The 17,413-nt window shown below is 55.9% G+C and carries 11 protein-coding genes; all 11 read left to right on the top strand.

The genetic code is table 11. The features are described from left to right. The first annotated feature begins 235 nt into the window (after window positions 1–235). Window positions 236–1,051: a diadenylate cyclase CdaA gene (cdaA, locus tag CCALI_RS07375; protein ID WP_016482849.1), complete on the top strand. Its 816-nt coding sequence runs from the start codon at window positions 236–238 to the stop codon at window positions 1,049–1,051. Further along, window positions 1,048–2,133 (top strand): CdaR family protein, encoded by a 1,086-nt coding sequence (locus tag CCALI_RS07370; RefSeq protein ID WP_016482848.1) that lies wholly within the window; start codon window positions 1,048–1,050, stop codon window positions 2,131–2,133. Before cdaA ends, CCALI_RS07370 begins: the two co-directional genes overlap by 4 nt. 129 nt (window positions 2,134–2,262) lie before the next feature. Beyond that, window positions 2,263–3,216 (top strand): hypothetical protein, encoded by a 954-nt coding sequence (locus tag CCALI_RS07365; protein WP_016482847.1) that lies wholly within the window; start codon window positions 2,263–2,265, stop codon window positions 3,214–3,216. Then, window positions 3,213–4,046: a DUF4129 domain-containing protein gene (locus CCALI_RS07360; RefSeq protein ID WP_016482846.1), complete on the top strand. Its 834-nt coding sequence runs from the start codon at window positions 3,213–3,215 to the stop codon at window positions 4,044–4,046. Before CCALI_RS07365 ends, CCALI_RS07360 begins: the two co-directional genes overlap by 4 nt. Continuing rightward, window positions 4,039–5,259: a DUF4350 domain-containing protein gene (locus CCALI_RS07355; protein WP_044948995.1), complete on the top strand. Its 1,221-nt coding sequence runs from the start codon at window positions 4,039–4,041 to the stop codon at window positions 5,257–5,259. The genes CCALI_RS07360 and CCALI_RS07355 overlap by 8 nt, the downstream gene beginning before the upstream one ends. Before the next feature lie 31 nt (window positions 5,260–5,290). Continuing rightward, window positions 5,291–6,283: an AAA family ATPase gene (locus CCALI_RS07350; protein ID WP_044950036.1), complete on the top strand. Its 993-nt coding sequence runs from the start codon at window positions 5,291–5,293 to the stop codon at window positions 6,281–6,283. Window positions 6,284–6,294: 11 nt separating this feature from the next. Continuing rightward, window positions 6,295–7,395, top strand: a complete 1,101-nt coding sequence (locus CCALI_RS07345) for a glycosyltransferase family 4 protein (protein WP_016482843.1) — start codon at window positions 6,295–6,297, stop codon at window positions 7,393–7,395. 130 nt (window positions 7,396–7,525) lie between these two features. Then, the gene (locus CCALI_RS07340; RefSeq protein WP_016482842.1) at window positions 7,526–8,707 is read left to right on the top strand and encodes a CsgG/HfaB family protein; all 1,182 of its coding nucleotides are present in this window, start codon (window positions 7,526–7,528) and stop codon (window positions 8,705–8,707) included. 26 nt (window positions 8,708–8,733) lie between these two features. Beyond that, the gene (locus CCALI_RS07335; RefSeq protein ID WP_016482841.1) at window positions 8,734–11,934 is read left to right on the top strand and encodes a hypothetical protein; all 3,201 of its coding nucleotides are present in this window, start codon (window positions 8,734–8,736) and stop codon (window positions 11,932–11,934) included. Between the two features lie 39 nt (window positions 11,935–11,973). Continuing rightward, window positions 11,974–15,495: a fibronectin type III domain-containing protein gene (locus CCALI_RS07330; protein WP_016482840.1), complete on the top strand. Its 3,522-nt coding sequence runs from the start codon at window positions 11,974–11,976 to the stop codon at window positions 15,493–15,495. A 162-nt stretch (window positions 15,496–15,657) separates the two neighbouring features. Beyond that, window positions 15,658–17,400, top strand: a complete 1,743-nt coding sequence (locus CCALI_RS07320) for a WD40 repeat domain-containing protein (RefSeq protein WP_016482839.1) — start codon at window positions 15,658–15,660, stop codon at window positions 17,398–17,400. The last annotated feature ends 13 nt before the right edge of the window (window positions 17,401–17,413 follow it).

The following is a 17,413-nucleotide window of genomic DNA, read 5'->3' as shown; positions in this document are numbered from 1 at the left end:
TCGGTAGATGCGTGGTATGAGCGTTGGCGCACGGTATTCTACCTTTTTCTTTCGAGAAGCCGCAACGGCGATTCGTCCTCTCGCTAGGGTATAATAGGGCTAACTTGTCAGCAAACCTCATGCCATCCTGGGTCGCAGCTGTTTGAGTGACGAGGAACACAACTTCTTTTGAGAGGGGTTATTATCTCTATTTGCTGATAGGGCAACGCCCAACATGTTGGGGAGTAAGAACTGAATGACACCGGCACAAGCGCTCCATGCGGTTAGCACGCATATCACCTGGTATGGTGCGCTTGATATTTTGCTTGTGGCCTACCTCATCTATCGGCTCCTTCTGTTGGTACGCGGCACGCGGGCTTGGCAGATTTTGGGAGGGTTGTTTACGTTGGCGGCCGCTCTCTATCTCAGCTCCCTGCTTCATTTCGATACGCTCAATTGGCTGCTGCGTCAGGTGCTGCCTCTCGGCCCGGTGGCCTTGGTCATCCTCTTTTATCCGGAGCTACGCCATGCGCTCGAGGAGTTTGGCCCTCGCTTTTGGAGCCAAGGTTTAACGCTTCTACCTCGTGAAGACCTCAGCGCGGTGATTGATGCCGTTGCTATGGCCACCTATCATCTCTCTGCAAACCGTACGGGGGCTCTCATCGTATTCGAGCGCCAGACCGGTCTGGATGAGATCATTACGACCGGTGTGCCGATAGATGCGGTGGTGACCGATCAGCTTTTGGAAACCCTCTTTTATAAAGGGACCCCTCTGCACGATGGGGCGGTGGTGATTCGTCGAGGTCGGATCGCCGCTGCCGGATGTGTGTTACCCCTCACCGATCGACCGCGCGTGGAGGCGGCGGTTCACACACGCCATAAGGCCGCGATGGGGATGGCGGAGAACAGCGATGCGCTGATTGTGGTTGTCTCTGAAGAGACGGGAACCATTTCGCTAGCTGTGGGCGATAAGTTCATTCGAGGGCTGAATCGAGAGACGTTGCGCGAGCGTCTTACGCGTCAGTTGCAACCGCCAGAGCGTCTTTTTGGAAATAGACGGGCCGTAAAATGAGACTTTTTACTCGTCAACCTAATGCGCCGAGCGGGGTTCCGGCTCTATTGGGGCGGCTGCAGAGTAATATTGGGCTGAAACTTATCTCGTTGTTTCTCTCGCTTCTGCTCTACTTCTACGTGCAGGCCGAGCACAATATGAACCCTCAGATCACGGTGCCGCTTAGGGCGACTGTGCAGGTTCACAACGTTCCAAGCGACGTGATCTGCGATGCGACCACGTTACACCCGCTTGTGCATGTTACAGGGCCTCGCATTCTGGTGGAAAACATGCGCGATGGGGACGTGGTTGCCGATGTGGATTTGGCCGGTCAGGGCAGCAACACGCATGTGGCCATCGTGCCGGCGCGTTACACCATTCCGACGCTGAAGCCAGATGTGATGGATCAGATTCACATTGAGGGGCCGGTAACGCTGCACATTCAGCTTTATGCCCGCATCACGCGCGTGCTTCCGATACGTGTGGTGCTTCCGCCACCTCCTTTGGGCTACGCTTACCAGAACTTACAGGTGGTGCCGGCACATGCCGAGGTAAGCGGCCGCGAAGACTACGTAGATGCTGTAGCCCGCCTAAACGTCTACCCTACGCTTCTAGCGGAGGGGGTTGTTCGCGGCGATTTTGCGGTTCAAGCGGTGAATAAGCAGGGGGTTACGATTCCGAATGTGACGGTCTCCCCTCCAACCGCGCACGTAACGGCCTATCTGGTTTCCGAGCCCTCTTTTCAGATCGCCGTAGTCAGTCCACAAGTTGCCTCGCTGCCGATGCCGCCTTATCGGGTCACGCGCATTGAGGCGCTGCCAAGCCAGGTGGAGCTTAAAGGCTTACCTACCATTTTAGGTCGGCTGTCTGTTGTGAGCACTGAGCCGATCGAGCTACAGTCGCTCACCGCCGATGCCACGTTGGAGGCAAATTTGGAGCTTCCAGATGGCGTGAAGGCCTACAACCTTCAGGGACAGCCGCTTTCGCGCGTAAAGATCTACGTTTCCATTGTTAAGGAGGCCGTTCCAACGCCCTCACGCCCCTCATCGAGCGCGCCGAGTTCGGGTGAGACTTCACCGCCTCCGAAGACCGATGGCGGGTAGCGTTTTGGGGTTTAAAGAAGGATAAAGCTGCTTTGTAGAGAATTAAACGCTATGGCCATTCAGCGATCGGTGCAGAACCCGTTGGAATCATCGAAGGGTCGGAGGTCAGCATCTGTAAAGGAGCCGGCTATGGAGGTAACCCCGATGCCTCTCATGGCTATTCTCGATAGCTCCTTCGACCTTCTGCGTAACGAGTACCGTCCCCTATTATTGCTCTCGGCGCTCTTCTATCTTCCGGCGCATGTGCTTTGTTATGCGCTTGAGGCGATTTGGATGCATCCCGATTTGCAGGTACAGGATCTTACGAGTGATGTTCTGTTGAGACTCGTGGGCAAGTTTCTTCTCATCGGGTTGCCCAGCAGGGCGGTGCCAGGGGCGCTCTCCTTGTGTGTGTTATTGGTGGCATCAGGGCCTTTGTGCCTCTACATTCTCTCGTTGTTGCTGGGTGAGAGCCCGCCCTCTTTTTGGCAAGCCGTACGGCAGGGGATTGGTCCTGCTTTTCGGCTTATCCCATTGGCGCTTATCGTGATAGCGGTCTTTCTGGGTGGGCTTTTTTTCATGCAGCTTCTGTTCTTGGTGATAGTATCGGTGGTTATTTGGGCAGCGCATTACTTGTTTGCAAGCGATGTGACGACGGTCGTTACAATAGTGCTTTCCTTCGTGGATCTATTTGTGAGCTTGTTGATGGCCGTAGGCATTGTAACGCGCTATTTTCTATTTGCGTGCCCTCTGATCGTCTATGAAAAGCTGCCGGTGGGGGCTGTATGGGAGCGTAATGCAACGCTTCTTTCGCGCTCCCAAGCGCTTAAGCTCTGGATCAGCATAACGTTGCTGCTGCCTGTGTTGCTCTGTTTGCAGGTGGCGGCGCTTTCACCGCTGAACTATGTGTTTGAGTACTTCTCATTTCCCCCATTGCTGTCGGATCCATTGCAGTCGCTTATCTCCTTTTGCGTAACGCTTATCCTATTTCTCTACATTCTCATTGTTGTTGTAAGGATCTATGTGGACTGTCGGGTTCGGCGTGAAGCCCTAGATATACGTCTTTTGGCACAGCGCCTGTACCCTAAGGAGGAGCCTTCATGAAACGGCTCGGCTCTCAGCGGCAACCTCATGACAAGGGAGCGGCTTCAAACCCCTTTTTCTCAGGGGCGCTGCTGGTTTTCGGCGCTCTGTGCGGTGTCACCTGTTTTGCACAGACCCCCGATCCCAACCAGGTTCACATGGCTTTAAAGGAGATTCTTTCGCGGCCCGAGTTTCGGCCCGCCCCATCTTCCTCTGAGAACCCCATTCTGAAGGACATTAAAAACTACCTTCACCACCTTTTTAGCGCTTTAGGGCGGTTTTGGCATTGGCTCGTGCGGCACTTTAACTTAGGAAACATAGGGGTGTCGTCTGTTCCAAGGCCTATGGTTTACGGGTTGATTGTTGGGTTGGTGTTGTTAGGCGGGTGGCTATTATGGCGATTGGTGAAAAGCACGGTGTGGTCGCGCCTTGCTAAGCAGAAGGAGAAGCCCTCTTTTAGTGTAACGACCGAGCCCGATCGGGCGGAGGTGCGGCCTGAGGCGGAGGCTCTGTTGCAGCAGGCATATCGGTTTGCGGCTGCCGGTGACTATCGGCAGGCTTTTCGGGCGCTCTTTTTAGCGATACTGTGTCGGCTCGATCAGGCCCAGATCATCGAATACGCGCGAGACCGCACGAACGTCGAGTATTTAAGGGCGTTAAAGGCTAGACGCTTAGACGGGTTTTACGAGATTATGGCTCCGCTGGCACGAGATTTCGACAAGTTTTGGTATGGCCGATTTGCCGCCGAAGAGGGGGACTATCGGCGCGGTTTGAGCGCATATGAGAAGATCGTGGGCTTGTTAGGTGGTGCCTCCATGCGTGGGGGGCAGGGGGGTACGGGCAGTGCGTAGCTCTCGGGTCTCCTATGAGCTGTTGCTGGGGCTGTTGTTCATAGGAATGTGTTTAGCGCTCATCTACTTTAACTGGGAAGGCAGTCACGTCCTGCCCTCTGATATTCCCACCTCTCTCAGTGCTCGGCCGATCGGGCTCAAGGCGCTTTATCTGCTGTACGACAGGCTGGGTTTCTCTGTGGAGCGGCTGGCTGGGCCGTGGAATCGCCTTGACCGGCGGGCAGCGTTGCTGATTGTGCAGGAGCCTTATGCGGTTTCGCGGCTGCCCTCTGTGGCGGAGATAGAGGCGCTGAAGCGTTGGGTAGAGAACGGCGGCACGCTCTTTTATGCATCGGGTTTGCCGGCGCGCGGCTATGACACAAGAGACCCTCTCAGTGGCGACATCGCCGATGTGGCTGCCAAGAATGTGCCTTCTGTCGCACGGGTGGTGCCCACTTTGGTGGCCGATCCGCTGTTGCGCCATGTACATGCGATCGCGGTGCGCTCCCCCATTCGTCTGCAGTTTCGGCGAGGGGCGCCGTATCGTGTGCTTTTCCAGGATGCTCAGGGGGTAGTGGCCGTAGAGAAATGGGTGGGGAAAGGACGGTTGATCGTTGTTGCGGACGATCTGCTGTTGAACAACCAGGGGATTGCTCTCCAAGACAATGCCGTTTTTATGGCCAATTTGGCGGCGCTAGCGGTTGGTGGGAGCGATCGATGGATACTGTTCGATGAATATCATCACGGTTATGGGTTTGCCAGCACCCCTGAGGCTGTTCAAAATGAAGACGTTTGGCAAGCACTGCCCGTGTCGGTAAAGACGGTCTTGCTCTATCTTGTTGCTTTTGGGCTTGTGATCATTTATAATGAAAACCGTCGGCGCGGACCTCTTCGCTCGCTGTTCGTCGCGCGGCCTACGGCAGGAGGCGACTATGTGGTCGCTCTAGGGCGGCTATTGCAACGTGCTGGCGCCACCGACCTCGCTCTGCAACAACTTTATAAGGCCTTCCTTCAGGCTTTGGCGGTTACAGTGAGCGTTGACGAAAAGACACCACGTTCGGTGCTGCTTGAGAGGGTGGCGCAGGATGGGGTTAGCGACGTAGGAGGGTTGGGCTCTTTGTTGGAGCGCTGTGAGCAGGTGCTGGAAAGGGGGCGCCCTTCCCTGGAAGAGCTTAAGGAGCTAGTGCGCGCACTAGATGATTGGAGGAGGAGGCTTCATCTTGTCGGATTTTGAAAACGTTTCTCCTGTAGGCGTACCGCCGGCCATGTCGGCTCCGCCGGTTTTGCCTAGCGATTCGGTGGGAGCGGCAGGCCATGTACAGCAGACGGCGGAGCGCATATCACGGGAGATGCAGAAGGCGATTGTGGGGCAGCATGAGCTGATAGAGATGCTGATCGTGGCCCTTCTAACAGGTGGGCACGTTTTGTTGGAAGGGGTTCCGGGAACGGCTAAGACGCTTGCCATACGCACGCTTGCCTGTATTCTCAACGTTTCGTTCGCTCGCATTCAGTTTACACCCGATCTCATGCCCTCCGACATTTTAGGCACCAACGTTTTCGATCCTCGCAGCGGGCAGTTCAATCTAAAAAAAGGCCCTATTTTTGCCGGCCTCGTGTTAGCGGATGAGATCAACCGCACCCCTCCTAAAACGCAGTCAGCGTTGCTAGAGGCGATGGAGGAGCGGCGTGTGACGATAGACGGGGTTTCCTACGAGCTGCCTTTTCCATTTCTGGTGTGCGCCACCCAAAACCCTATTGAGTTCGAGGGCACCTATCCGCTGCCGGAGGCCCAGCTCGACCGGTTTATGTTGATGGTGAAGATAGGGTATCCGAGCCTGGAAGAGGAGGAGGAGATACTAGCGAGGGTCTTGGAGGGCTTTCGCGCGCAGGACCTTAAGACGGCCAACATCACCCCTATTTTGACTGCTGAGGAGTTACGGCAGTTGAGGGCAGAAGTGGAGCGAGTTCGCGTGGAACCGGCGGTGAGGCGGTATGTGGTGCAGGTGGCGCGTGCAACCCGTGACAATCGGCATACGCTGTTAGGGGCCAGCCCGCGTGCCGTTATCACTCTTTTGACGGTGGCTAGGGCGCTGGCCGCCATACGCGGGCGGGATTTCGCGACGCCGGACGATGTGAAGGATGCGGCTTTCCCCGTTTTACGGCATCGTCTTATCGTGCGCCCCGAATCGGAGTTGGAAGGTTTTACGGCCGATCGGGTTTTGGAGGCCGCCCTACAGGCGGTAGAGGTTCCACGCTGAGGGCGCGTGCCATGCCCACACGCATCGCGCTGGTTACGCGTCCGGCGGTGGGAGGCATTCGCCGTCATCTACACACACTGATTTCCGGTTTGCAGCAAGCGGGCTGGGAGCCGTTGCTGTTAGCGCCTCCCGATTTTATGGTGGAAGGTCTCTCTGTGCCACAGTACCCCATGGCGTTCAGTGTACGTCAAAGCCCGCCAGCGCACATCCGAACCGTGTTCCAGCTTACCCGATGGTTGCAGATGCAGGCGCCACACATCGTTCATGCGCATGGGCTATGGGCGGCTCTGTTAACGGCACCAGCCACGTGGCGCGCCCAACTCCCCTTCGTGTTTACCTTGCATAACCTAATACCTCGATTGAGCGCGCCCCAGCGGCTCTTTTTCCAGTGGGCTGCCAAGCGTGCAAGCCGCATCATCGCCGTGTCGGAGGCTGTGGCACGCACCGCGGAGGCAGTCGGCATTCCCTCCCAATGGATTGAGGTGATCCCAAACGGAATTGACCCTACGCCGTTTTTACAGCTGCCCTCCCGTAAGGAGGCGAGAGCGCAGCTGAGCCTGCCGTTGGATCGTCCTGTTGTTGCATCCGTCGGGCGGCTTTCGCAGGAGAAAGGGTTTGACGTTCTCCTGGTCGCGGCCCAGCGGCTTGCCAATCAACCCGTGCCACCCCTGGTGGTCATTGCCGGCGATGGCCCGGAGCGAGCATCGTTGGCTCAACAGGCCTCCTCTTTGAAGCATGTGAGGTTACTGGGGCCGCTGCCGTCGGTGGAACCCCTTTATGCGGCGGCCGATCTCGTGGTGATCCCTTCGCGCGAGGAGGGGCAAGGAATTGTAGCCATAGAGGCCATGTTTGCCAGAAAAGCGATTGTGGCGACCGCTGTTGGAGGGTTGATGGAGACGTTGGATGGAGGTCGCTGTGGCCGATTAGTTCCACCGGGAGATGCGGTTGCTTTAGCGGAGGCCATCGGGGAGTTGTTGGCCGATCCCGCAGGGCGGGAGCACGCGATTGAAGCCGCATTTCGAAGGGCGACGGCTCTTTACACGGCGGATCGAATGGTTGCTCGCCACTTAGCGTTGTATCAAGAGTTGCTGCCAAAAAAAATTTTTTGCTAAACACCCCAAAACCCCACTTTTTTGACGTTTTTTTGACGATCGGTTGTTAAAATGGACGTGTAAGGCCGCGGAAACGGGCCTGAACCAACCCAACAAGCTATTCAGAACCCTTGGAGGTCAGGTAGCGAAGATGAACAGAAAAAGCGCTCTATTGGGGCTATTGCTCTGCGTGTTCGTAAGCTGCTGTTGGCCGAGTTGTGCGGCCCAGGGAACCGATGATTCGGGCAAGCCTGCGGGGCAAGAGAGCACGCAGGGGCAAAATACGGACAACAAGCAGGAGGCCTCTTCGGCAAAAAAGCTGCAAAAAGAGAATCGTGCGCTCATGGAAGCGTTACGGAAGCTTCCTCCCTATTATGGGCCTCGGAAGCGCATTGGCGTGATGAATATGGATGTCAAGGTAACAGCCACCTCGTACACCGCTCCCACCTCGAATGGAGGCAGCGTTACCACCACAAGCGTGCAGATACCGCCTCCCACCGATTTTGGCACGGGGCTAACGGAGATGCTGACCACGGCGCTTATCGACAGCAAGCGCTTTGTGGTGTTAGAGCGCAGCGCCTTACAAGACATCCAGTCTGAGCAGCAGCTGGGGGCGAGCGGAGGGGTAAACCCCAACTCAGCGCCCAAAACCGGTCAGCTTTTAGGAGCACAGGCTCTGATACGTGGAGCCGTCACCGAGTACTCCTTCGAGGAGTCGAGCGTGGGGGCGGGAGGGGTTTTAGGGAGAGCACTTGGGCTCTCCACAGGGCATTCCACCGCCATGGTGGGCATTGACGTGCGTCTGTACGATGTGGCTACCGGGGAGGTGATCGATTCGGTTCATGCCGTAGGACGTGCTACTGCCAGCGGCACCGCCATCTCTTATAACAAAGGAGATGTAGGCCTCACCATGGAAGCCGTCAGCAACACCCCTCTTGGAGAGGCCGTGCGGCGTGCCATCGCCCAAGCCGTGCTGTTTATCTGCAATCGCATGCAGGCAGTGCCGTGGGAAGGGCGCATCGCCGATATCGAGATGGGCGACAACAACTCCCAAGACCTCTATCTAAATGCGGGAAGCGACGCGGGCCTACAGGTAGGCGACAAGCTCGACATTTTGCACCCCGGACATGCCGTCGTAGACCCCGATACGCAGACGGTGATCGGGCGCACGAAGGATGTGGAGGCTGGGCAAGCGCACATTGTGGAGGTGCGCGACCATATCGCGATCTTGGCGGCGGATAGCGGCAGCGGATTTCAGGTCGGGGACGTGGTTCACTTTATTTCCCACGCGGACGGTTCGTCCGCAGAGGGTAGTTCAACTCAATCAAAATAGTAACCCTTTCACAGGAGAGGATGGACATGCGCAAACAAAAAATAATCCTCCATACCATAGGCTGGCAGGGAAGCATAGCACTCGCCTCGCTCCTGCTCCTTTGCCAGCTTGCCTGGGGAGCGCCAGAGACTACTCTGGCCGCTCCCCCTCAACAGCTCGTCTTTTTAGGGGTTCATGGCAATTCCGACCCCGTGTCGGTGGTGATGAATAACATCACCTATACGTCCCAAGCGCCGGACAACCTGGCGGGCACGGGATCCGTGGTGATTCGCGTGGGAAGCACCACCTTGCCACCGATACCCAACGTTCCTTTCAGCCACGTTTCGGTAGATAGCTCTGGGCGCGCCAACGGCCTCACCTATGTGTTCAACAATGAGCAGGATGTTCCCAATATCTTTGGCAGTGGGGTTGGGCTTTCGATTGGGATTGGAACGAAGCTAGCCTTTGTCCTGCAACCAACGCCCAGCTTGCAGCTAAGCGGTGGGGCTTTTGCCGCCATTCTGCCGTTTCGGGATAGCAACGGCAATGCGCCCAAACTGCAGTTGCAGAGCACGGTGAGTTTGTCGGAAAATGGCGAGATCACGATAGATGCGCAGAATGCTTCCTTGACGAAGGACACATCGGCCGGGGGCATTAAACTTCCCGGTTGTACTGTACAAGCCTCTCCGATGAATCTGCACTATCATCACTACGCGTCGGGCAGCAACAAGCCAGATGAGTTCACATTAACCATTCCCTCTGCGACCATCGCGGTGAACCTGCCCGATATCGTCACGCAAGACGAGGCCCCCCTCACGCTCGATGCCCAAAACGTCAGCATAGACCAGGACGGTTTGGTGAGCTTTAACGCCTCGCTCAACAATGCCAACATCTACATTCCCTTAGCACAGCCGATGGGGTTTGGGCTTACTGTTACGTCGGCCCAGTTCAGTATGAAGAATAGTCAGCCGCAAACCGTGAGCCTCACTTGCGATATCACCTTGCCGCCCAGCCTATCGACCACAAACAACACTTCGGCCACCATCCCAAACGTCAAACTGTCCTACAACTTCGCTAACGCCATGCTGCCAGAAGATCGGGCAGTGGCTCTAAACAGACATATCGGCACCTCTAACTGCGGTGTGGGCGGGGATAATCTGTTTGCGAGCGTCCAACTACCGCAGGAGATCGATCTCACTTGGAACGGCCTGGGGCTCACCCTTCCGACAGGAAGCACCGTAGTTGTGGATTTTTCCTCCACAAAAGGCGACCCTGCAGAGAAAGATCCGGCTACTGGGCAGCCCCTTCCTGCCAGTTGGCGCGGCATCTTTATTCAACAGGCGACCCTCACGCTGCCAAGCGCCTTTCAGAATAATGGCCAGCCCGCCAAGGTGCAGGTGCAGAACTTCTACATAGACCAAAATGGGGTTAGTGGCGCTGTAAGCCTCAATAACGTGAACGTTGATAAGGTGGGCTCAGTGAATATCACCCTCAATGACCTTGCGTTCGATATAGGCCACAACCGGATCCAAGACTGTCGGTTCGATGGGAATATGAAACTGCCTAGCCTTGGGGGAAATCTGGGCCTGTCGGGTTCCTTTTCGAACACCGGCGACGTTAGCTTGGCCATAGAAGCCGATCAAACGATCCAGTCCCAAGACTTCCCTTGTTCTCTTCACATCTCACAGGGCAAGGTCGAAAAGCAACCAAATGACAAATGGATTTTTGCGCTAACCGGTCAAATACAGTTTAACGGCAATGCTAGCGTGCTTAGCAATGCGACGCTCGACCTCACAGACCTTGAAGTTGGCAGCGATGGCCACTTCCAACTGGGCGGCGCTTGGCTCAACCTGAACAACCCTTACGACATCAGCCTGGGCCCCGCAGAGCTCGAGATACGTCAATTGGGTTTTGGAACGGATCAACAGAAAGGGATGTGGATTGGACTTACCGGCAACGTGAAGCTTTCTGGTGATCTGCCCATCTCTGTTCAGGGCAACTTCGACGGAATCAAGTTTTACCAACATGGGCCACCTAGCCTGGGCTCCATCGCTGTGGACTGCGAGATCCAACATCTAGTCCATGTTAGCGGCCAGGTGGATTTTCATAAACCCGATCCGCCGCATGGCTACAACGATAGCTATCTCGACGGCCAGGTTTCTCTAACCCTGGAATGTCTGGGCTCCGGAACGGGCTTTCAAGCGGAATTTCTCGTCGCTAAGCATGCCTGGTTTGTGGGAGCTGGTATTCAACTGCCTCAGCCCATTCCCCTGGGCAGTTCTGGGTTGGGCCTTGGGGGATTTATGGGAGCGATTGGTCACAACGTAAAATCTGCCAACGGGGTGACAAGCGGCATTCCCAAGGTTGACCAGCTTGTACCTCTATCTGATCAAGAGATTGCCAACGGACAAACTAGCTGGATATTCTGCGCCGGTATCCGCTTGGAAACAATGGATCAGAACACCTTTTGGGGCGACTTTACCCTCACAGTTTCCACAAATCCGCTCGTTATCGATCTGCACGGCAACGGCTACCTGCTGGATCCTGTTGATAATAATCATATACCCGCCGATCCATCTAAGCACGATAGGGTGCTGATTGGGGATATCTATATAAATCCCTCTGCTGCGACCTTCCAGGCCTCTTTGGCCGCCGATATCAACATCCCATCACGTGATCATAAGATCATTCATGCGGGTGGGCAGATTGTGCTGCATATTGACCCGAATACCCAATACCTGCACTTAGGAGGGCCAATCCACGCGGATGTGGGTCAGTATCAATTGCAGATAGACAATCCCATCGAGATTGATCTCCTGAATTTTGCATCGGTGAAAGCGGCTGTTGATATAGACCACACCAATGACAGCTTCTCCTTTGCCGCAGCGCTAGATGTTGAAGCGGGATTTCACTCAAGCGGCAGCGTAGGTTGGGGCATTACGCTCGACTACGATGTGAGCGCTAGTGCCTATTTCAAAGCCTATGTCAGCATAGGCTACAACAACGGGTTAACTTTCGGAGGGTTCGTAGCCGCAGGCGCCAGCGCTTCGATTGAGCTCTCTGCCCATATCGTTTTCGCAACCGTGAGTGCAGGCCTTTCGGCCTACCTGAACGGAGCTCTTGGCATACAGTACCAAAATGATCAGCTAACGGCTTCGGGAGATCTCAACGCAGGTGTGAGCGTTGATCTTCCCGGGGTTGGCACCGTGGGGGGCAACCTAGATGTAGGCTACACCTTCACGTTCTAGCTATGGCGCTTAAATCCATCAAGAGAAGGAGGAACAAAAATGAGAAAACCTTTACATGCCCATACCATGCTCGCTCTATTCGCTTTTGTGGGACTTGCCGGTTGGCAGGTTCGTGCAGATACCGTGTCGCTAATGGCGGCCACGGCCAACCCCAACACCAAGCCGGAAGTGCGCCTTCGATGGGTTACCATTGATAGCTGGTTGGCACCGGGTGGCTATAACCTTTATCGCATTGTGAACGGGCAACGAACCAAAGTTAACACGCAGCCGATCACAACGAAGCCTGGTACCCTTAAGCCTGAGATAGTGACGGTCTTACGGAGGCCGGTGCAAGTTGCTGGCGGTCTGCCACAGGCGGGCTTTTTCCAGAAAGCCCTTCCACGGGATACCACGCATGTCAGCCGTGAGGCTTTCAAGGCCTACGGCACCGTGCTAAAGCAGCAGAGCGCGCTCACGGCACCACAGCTATGGAAGCTGCATCAGGGCAAAACGCCGATCATTGCTGTGCCGCAAGCGCTGCAACGCTACCATACTCTCATGTTTCGGAAAGGGAACGGGCAGCTCAACCCGCAGCCGTTGCCTCCAGGAAGAAAACTAACCCCTGAAGAGGAGACCATACGGCGGCGTCAGCAGCTTCAACTTGCCGCGCTCGTCAATCCATCGCTTGCCGATGCGCTCGGGATGTCTTACACCGATCAAAACGTGCAGAACGGGCAGCAGATCACCTACGCGCTGCGCGCTATAGATGATAAGGGCACTGAAAGTCCTAACGATGTTGCCACCGTGACCATTACGGTGGGCAAGGATCCTCAACCTCCAGCCCCTGACGTGGAGGCGCCCATTCAAACCGGCGTTCACTCCGTGGCGTTTCACTGGACGGACCCGCCAGTGAACGTTATGAAGACCTTGGTGACGGGCGCCTACGTTGTGTGGCGTATCGACAAAGCGCATCCGCAAGGAGTCAAAATTAACGACCATCCGATCATGGTGAGCTATCAGAACGCCAATGGTTCGCGAACTCCCTCGCTCATCACTTTCACGGACGACAATGCCCCTATCGAGCCGCTTACCTATAAGATCACCTTGACGGACGCCTTTGGTCGGGTAAGCCAACCCACCACGGTACAGATGAATATGGAGGACTGGCGCACTCCGTCCCCGGTTACCGGCGCGCAAGCGTCTCTAATTGCCGAAGGACGAATAACAACTCCGATTGGACAAATAGTAGTGTCACTTGAAAAACCAGTAGTAGTGGTACTTTGGAACAGGTCCCCAAATGACGCGGTGGGTTCCCCCGTTTATCGCATCTTTCGCATAGACACCGAGCAGCCAAATGCACCTCCGCAGCTGCTTACGCCTCAGCCTATTCAAGGTCAGCCGTATGGGCAGGACAGTGCTCCTCCCGCTCGGGTCATAGAGCTCTTAGCTGGAGCGAAGCTCCAAAAGTTCCACGCCAACCTCCAAAATGGCCAGCAGAAACTGGCGCCAAAAATCATGATGCAGATCGGTCATGCGGCACCGGGGCAGAAAGGCTTTGTTCTATCTGGCCTTGAGACGTGGAAAGAGTTAGCGGCAGCAGGGGTAGATACCGCGAGCATTCAAAGCGTGGCTCAGAAGGTTGTTCTTACTTTTACCGATACTACCATTGTTCCAGATCACTACTACCGCTACCTAGTGACCGCCGATTACCCGGCAAACCTACGCGATTCCACGCCTGCTGCCACCAACGTGGTGGCGGTTCCCCTCGGGGTCGCGCCGCCCGGCCCGGCCAACCTAAAGGCGTCTTTCACCAAGAGCGCTCAAACGGCGGAGATGCAACAGCGTTCTCGGTATCTGTGCGATCCCAGGGCTCTGGGGCTGGCGCCTCCGAACTTTCGCATCAATCGTACCAATGCCAATAAACGAACAGGAGTGCCATCAACTCTGCTGGCGATTCAGTCTAAGCAGGTTGTCGGGTTAACAACACCCCATTCTACCATAATAAACCTCCAAGATTTCTCGGACGCTCTGCCCGCCGATATCGGTGGCAGTGTTACCCTAACCTGGTCGGCGGTCAACACCACCAAGGGCATGCGCTATCGCATCTACCGTGCCAGCCTCACCGGCTACTTCCCGCCCAACACACAGGCTGCGGCTCCGGCCGGCCCGCCACCGCCCCCTGGCTCGCAAAGTATCACTTTTAAAGGTGGGCTCGCACCTCTGCAACGTCCATTGCCTCTCACAAAGGCACAGGCTCAGAATCGCAAGCCGTTTCTGTATGTTCGGTCAAACAGTAACATTTTTGGTGCCAACGGGCAGATAATCGCTAAGTACGTGCCGATTGTATCGATATCAGCCCCGTTAGATTGGAAGCTGCTTGGCGAGACCGACCAGACTCAGTTTACCGACCCAATGCCCCGAAGCCGTGCTACTTACTACGCCTATCGAGTGGAAGCTGTGACCCGATGGGGCATTGCAAGCGCCCAACCTACCGTGATTCAATTTCGTGTGCCCTCCACACAGCCTCCTAGCACCCCCGTTCTGCAAAAAGTGGTGGCCAATGAAGAGGGCAAGGTGACCCTAGCCGTGGTGCCTAACCCACCCAACGAAGAGGTGGTGAAGTTCTTGGTCTACCGCCAGGCGGTTCCCTCAACCGTAACCGTCAACCTGGGGACACTCAAAAATTTGGGCGAGGTGTTCCATCATGCAGGCCTTGTGGCCCCGGCCACTAGTTCCAGCCAATCGCGTCCTACCACAGGGTCAGTGGCACCTGCAAAACCCTTCATCACCGTGAAGCCTTTCATAACGACCACGCCGGCAGCCTCTACTCCAACCACCTCCGCGGCAACCCACATCCAAAACCTTAACGTTAAGCTTCAGCAAGTGCATGCTGCGTCTGTGTTCGCCGGTAAAAACCTTATAGCGAACGATCAGAAGGCACAAGTCGCTTTCGCGGCGTCCAGTCGTTTCGGAGTAAGGCAACAGCAGTCACCCGCGCTTGCGCTTAGCCAACTCTTCAAAGGTGAGGTCGCAGAGGGTGGGGTCTCAAAGATAGTTAACATAGATCCCGCTCTGCTTGGGTTTTTCGATCTCAAGAACTACACACAGATCGGTGAAGTAGATGTGCCATCTGGCACTACCGAACCCGTGGAATTTGTAGATACGAGCGCCGAGCCCGAGGTGACCTATGAATACACGGTGGTTGCCGTGGATCAAGACGATAACCGTTCCTTTCCCGCGCATCCGATGGATGGGTCGGCCTTCAAGGTAAAGGCCGATCCTCCTCAGAATGTTTCGGTGAGCTACGACGCCGCGCAGCGTGCAGCCAGGCTTAGTTGGACAGCACCTGCCAGCGGTGCAGGAGGCTATGTGGTATATCGTGCCATTCAGCCGACCAATAACGCGCTACCTAACTACATCCAACTGGCCGTATTGCCTGGTAACGGCGGAACTCCACCTACGAGCTTCACCGATTACAATGTCCGCTCTGGCCCTACCTACCTCTACATTGTGCGCGCCATTGACAAGAGCGGAAATATCTCGGCACCTCCTCAACAACCGGTTAGTTTCAAGGTGCCGTAGTGCGAACCGTTTGCTACAACCCCCGAAGGGGGGTTGTAGCAAAAACGCTAGATGGGCCTTTTGCAGCAGTGCGGTCTGGCGTCTCTCGGTGGAGAGAGGGGTGAAGATCTGAAGAGTGCAATGCAGTTCACGTTCGGGTCGAAACATAGAAAGGAGAAAGCTATGCGCTTTCAAACAGTTTGCTATCGCGTGACCCTCACCGGTCTCGCGGTCATTACCAGCTCCCTGCTGCTTTGGGGATGCGGTGGAGGTGGTGGGGGCAGCCTTGGCGGCCCCACTCCGGGCGGTGTTACCCAGACCATCACTTCGGCTGGGGGAAGCATGAACGTCACTCAAGGAAAAGCCACCTATACGTTTAACTTCCCTCCTGGGGCGGTTTCAGGACCAACGCAGGTCACGATTACGCCGTTGGATGCCAACTCCATCCCTTCGTTTACCAAAGCGGCCGGACTAAGTCGTTTCACGCCCAATGCGGGCAACCAGTATGTGGGGGCTTTCAAGCTAGCCGTTGGTACCGCCGGTTTCACTCAGTTCGCTCAGCCGGTATCCATTGGTGCCACGGGCCTATCCGGCTTTCCAGCAGGCACTTCGCTGAACTTGGCGACGTTCCAAAGCAGTGGTGGCAGCAACGGCCAGTGGGTAGACATAGGAACCTTCCTTGTGGGCACTAATGGGGGCCTTACCCAGCAGCCACCCTCGGCTGCTTTACCGGGCGTAACGTTGCCGAGCACGCTGCTCATCTATAAACCTGCTCCGGGGACGAGCACTGCCTACGCCAACTACGGAGTGGCGATCCTTGCAGATGAGCAGGGAGGAAAAAAGGGATTGCAAATCGTGCAGTTCATTCAGAACAACGCTTACCTCACCAGCCCGGTGGTCACCAATTTACCGGTAGCCAACGCCTATGACCTGGACGGACAGGCATTAACGCCGGACGGTTCGCAAGGTGTACTGGTGGATGGAGGCAACACGGTTCGCTTCTTCTCCGGCGTTCAGTTGGGCAACCCAACCGTGTCGTCGAACACGTTAGACATTTCCAATTATGGTGGCGACGGAGATTCCATCGCGATCATGCCCAACGGAGATACGGCTGTTGTATCGGGCGACTCGTCCTCGCAGCTGCTCGTGGTATCCGGCATTGTTTCAGGCAACCCGGTGACAGCAGGCACCATTCCCATTCCCAGTAATCGGGATGGCGTTGTTATCTCGAACGACGGCAAAGTGCTGCTGGCGCGTGGTGGCACCGGCCTTACGGTGTTCTCGATTGCACCGGCAAGTGGGGGTGGCTATACCTTTACACAGACCGCCGATTTAGCGGCACTGGGCGCTCAGGGCATGGAGGATGGCCGAGATGGTATGGCGATCAGCCCTGTGGATTCAAGCCGGGCGGTTGTTATCGGGAATAGTAATAGCCAATTCACTGCGAGCCTTATCGTTGGTCTGCCGAACAGCCCGTCGGTACGTTCGGTTCACCTAAATGCTCCAGCTTCGATGTCGCTGACAAGTCGTCGTGTGGTTCGGCCTGAACGACACGGCTCTCGGCTAGCATTGAGCGGTGTATCGGCGCTTCATGCGGTGGCCATTTCGCCGGACGGCAAGCTGGCCGTGGTGGGTGCGGATGTAGGGCTGATTCTGCTTTCCGGCGTGGATACCGGCAATTTAGCGCAGGTAGGCAGCATCTACAGTCCCAGCTTCACCGTGGGAGGCCAGTCTTACAATCTTGGCAGTATAACCACATTGGGCTTTACCTTGGACGGGAAATATGTGGTGGTGGGCGCTCAACAACCTTCGGCTCAAAATGGGACGGTGTTGTTGATCCCTGTCTCAGCCTCGGGGTTTGGAACGCCGTTTGCCCAGGTGAACGGGGTATCTATTCCGGCCAACGACCAGATCCTTATCCACTAGACTGGATAGGAAA

It is taken from the genome of Chthonomonas calidirosea T49 (genome assembly GCF_000427095.1).
Taxonomy (GTDB): domain Bacteria; phylum Armatimonadota; class Chthonomonadetes; order Chthonomonadales; family Chthonomonadaceae; genus Chthonomonas; species Chthonomonas calidirosea.
Note: the sequence above shows the minus strand (reverse complement) of the source record. Positions and strands in the feature narration are given on the sequence as shown.

Coding starts and splice junctions, on each gene's coding strand:
- CCALI_RS07340 (WP_016482842.1), top strand. CDS start 7,526: ATGAACAGAAAAAGCGCTCTATTGGGGCTATTGCTCTGCGTGTTCGTA.
- CCALI_RS07370 (WP_016482848.1), top strand. CDS start 1,048: ATGAGACTTTTTACTCGTCAACCTAATGCGCCGAGCGGGGTTCCGGCT.
- CCALI_RS07330 (WP_016482840.1), top strand. CDS start 11,974: ATGAGAAAACCTTTACATGCCCATACCATGCTCGCTCTATTCGCTTTT.
- CCALI_RS07320 (WP_016482839.1), top strand. CDS start 15,658: ATGCGCTTTCAAACAGTTTGCTATCGCGTGACCCTCACCGGTCTCGCG.
- CCALI_RS07365 (WP_016482847.1), top strand. CDS start 2,263: ATGGAGGTAACCCCGATGCCTCTCATGGCTATTCTCGATAGCTCCTTC.
- cdaA (WP_016482849.1), top strand. CDS start 236: ATGACACCGGCACAAGCGCTCCATGCGGTTAGCACGCATATCACCTGG.
- CCALI_RS07360 (WP_016482846.1), top strand. CDS start 3,213: ATGAAACGGCTCGGCTCTCAGCGGCAACCTCATGACAAGGGAGCGGCT.
- CCALI_RS07345 (WP_016482843.1), top strand. CDS start 6,295: ATGCCCACACGCATCGCGCTGGTTACGCGTCCGGCGGTGGGAGGCATT.
- CCALI_RS07350 (WP_044950036.1), top strand. CDS start 5,291: ATGTCGGCTCCGCCGGTTTTGCCTAGCGATTCGGTGGGAGCGGCAGGC.
- CCALI_RS07335 (WP_016482841.1), top strand. CDS start 8,734: ATGCGCAAACAAAAAATAATCCTCCATACCATAGGCTGGCAGGGAAGC.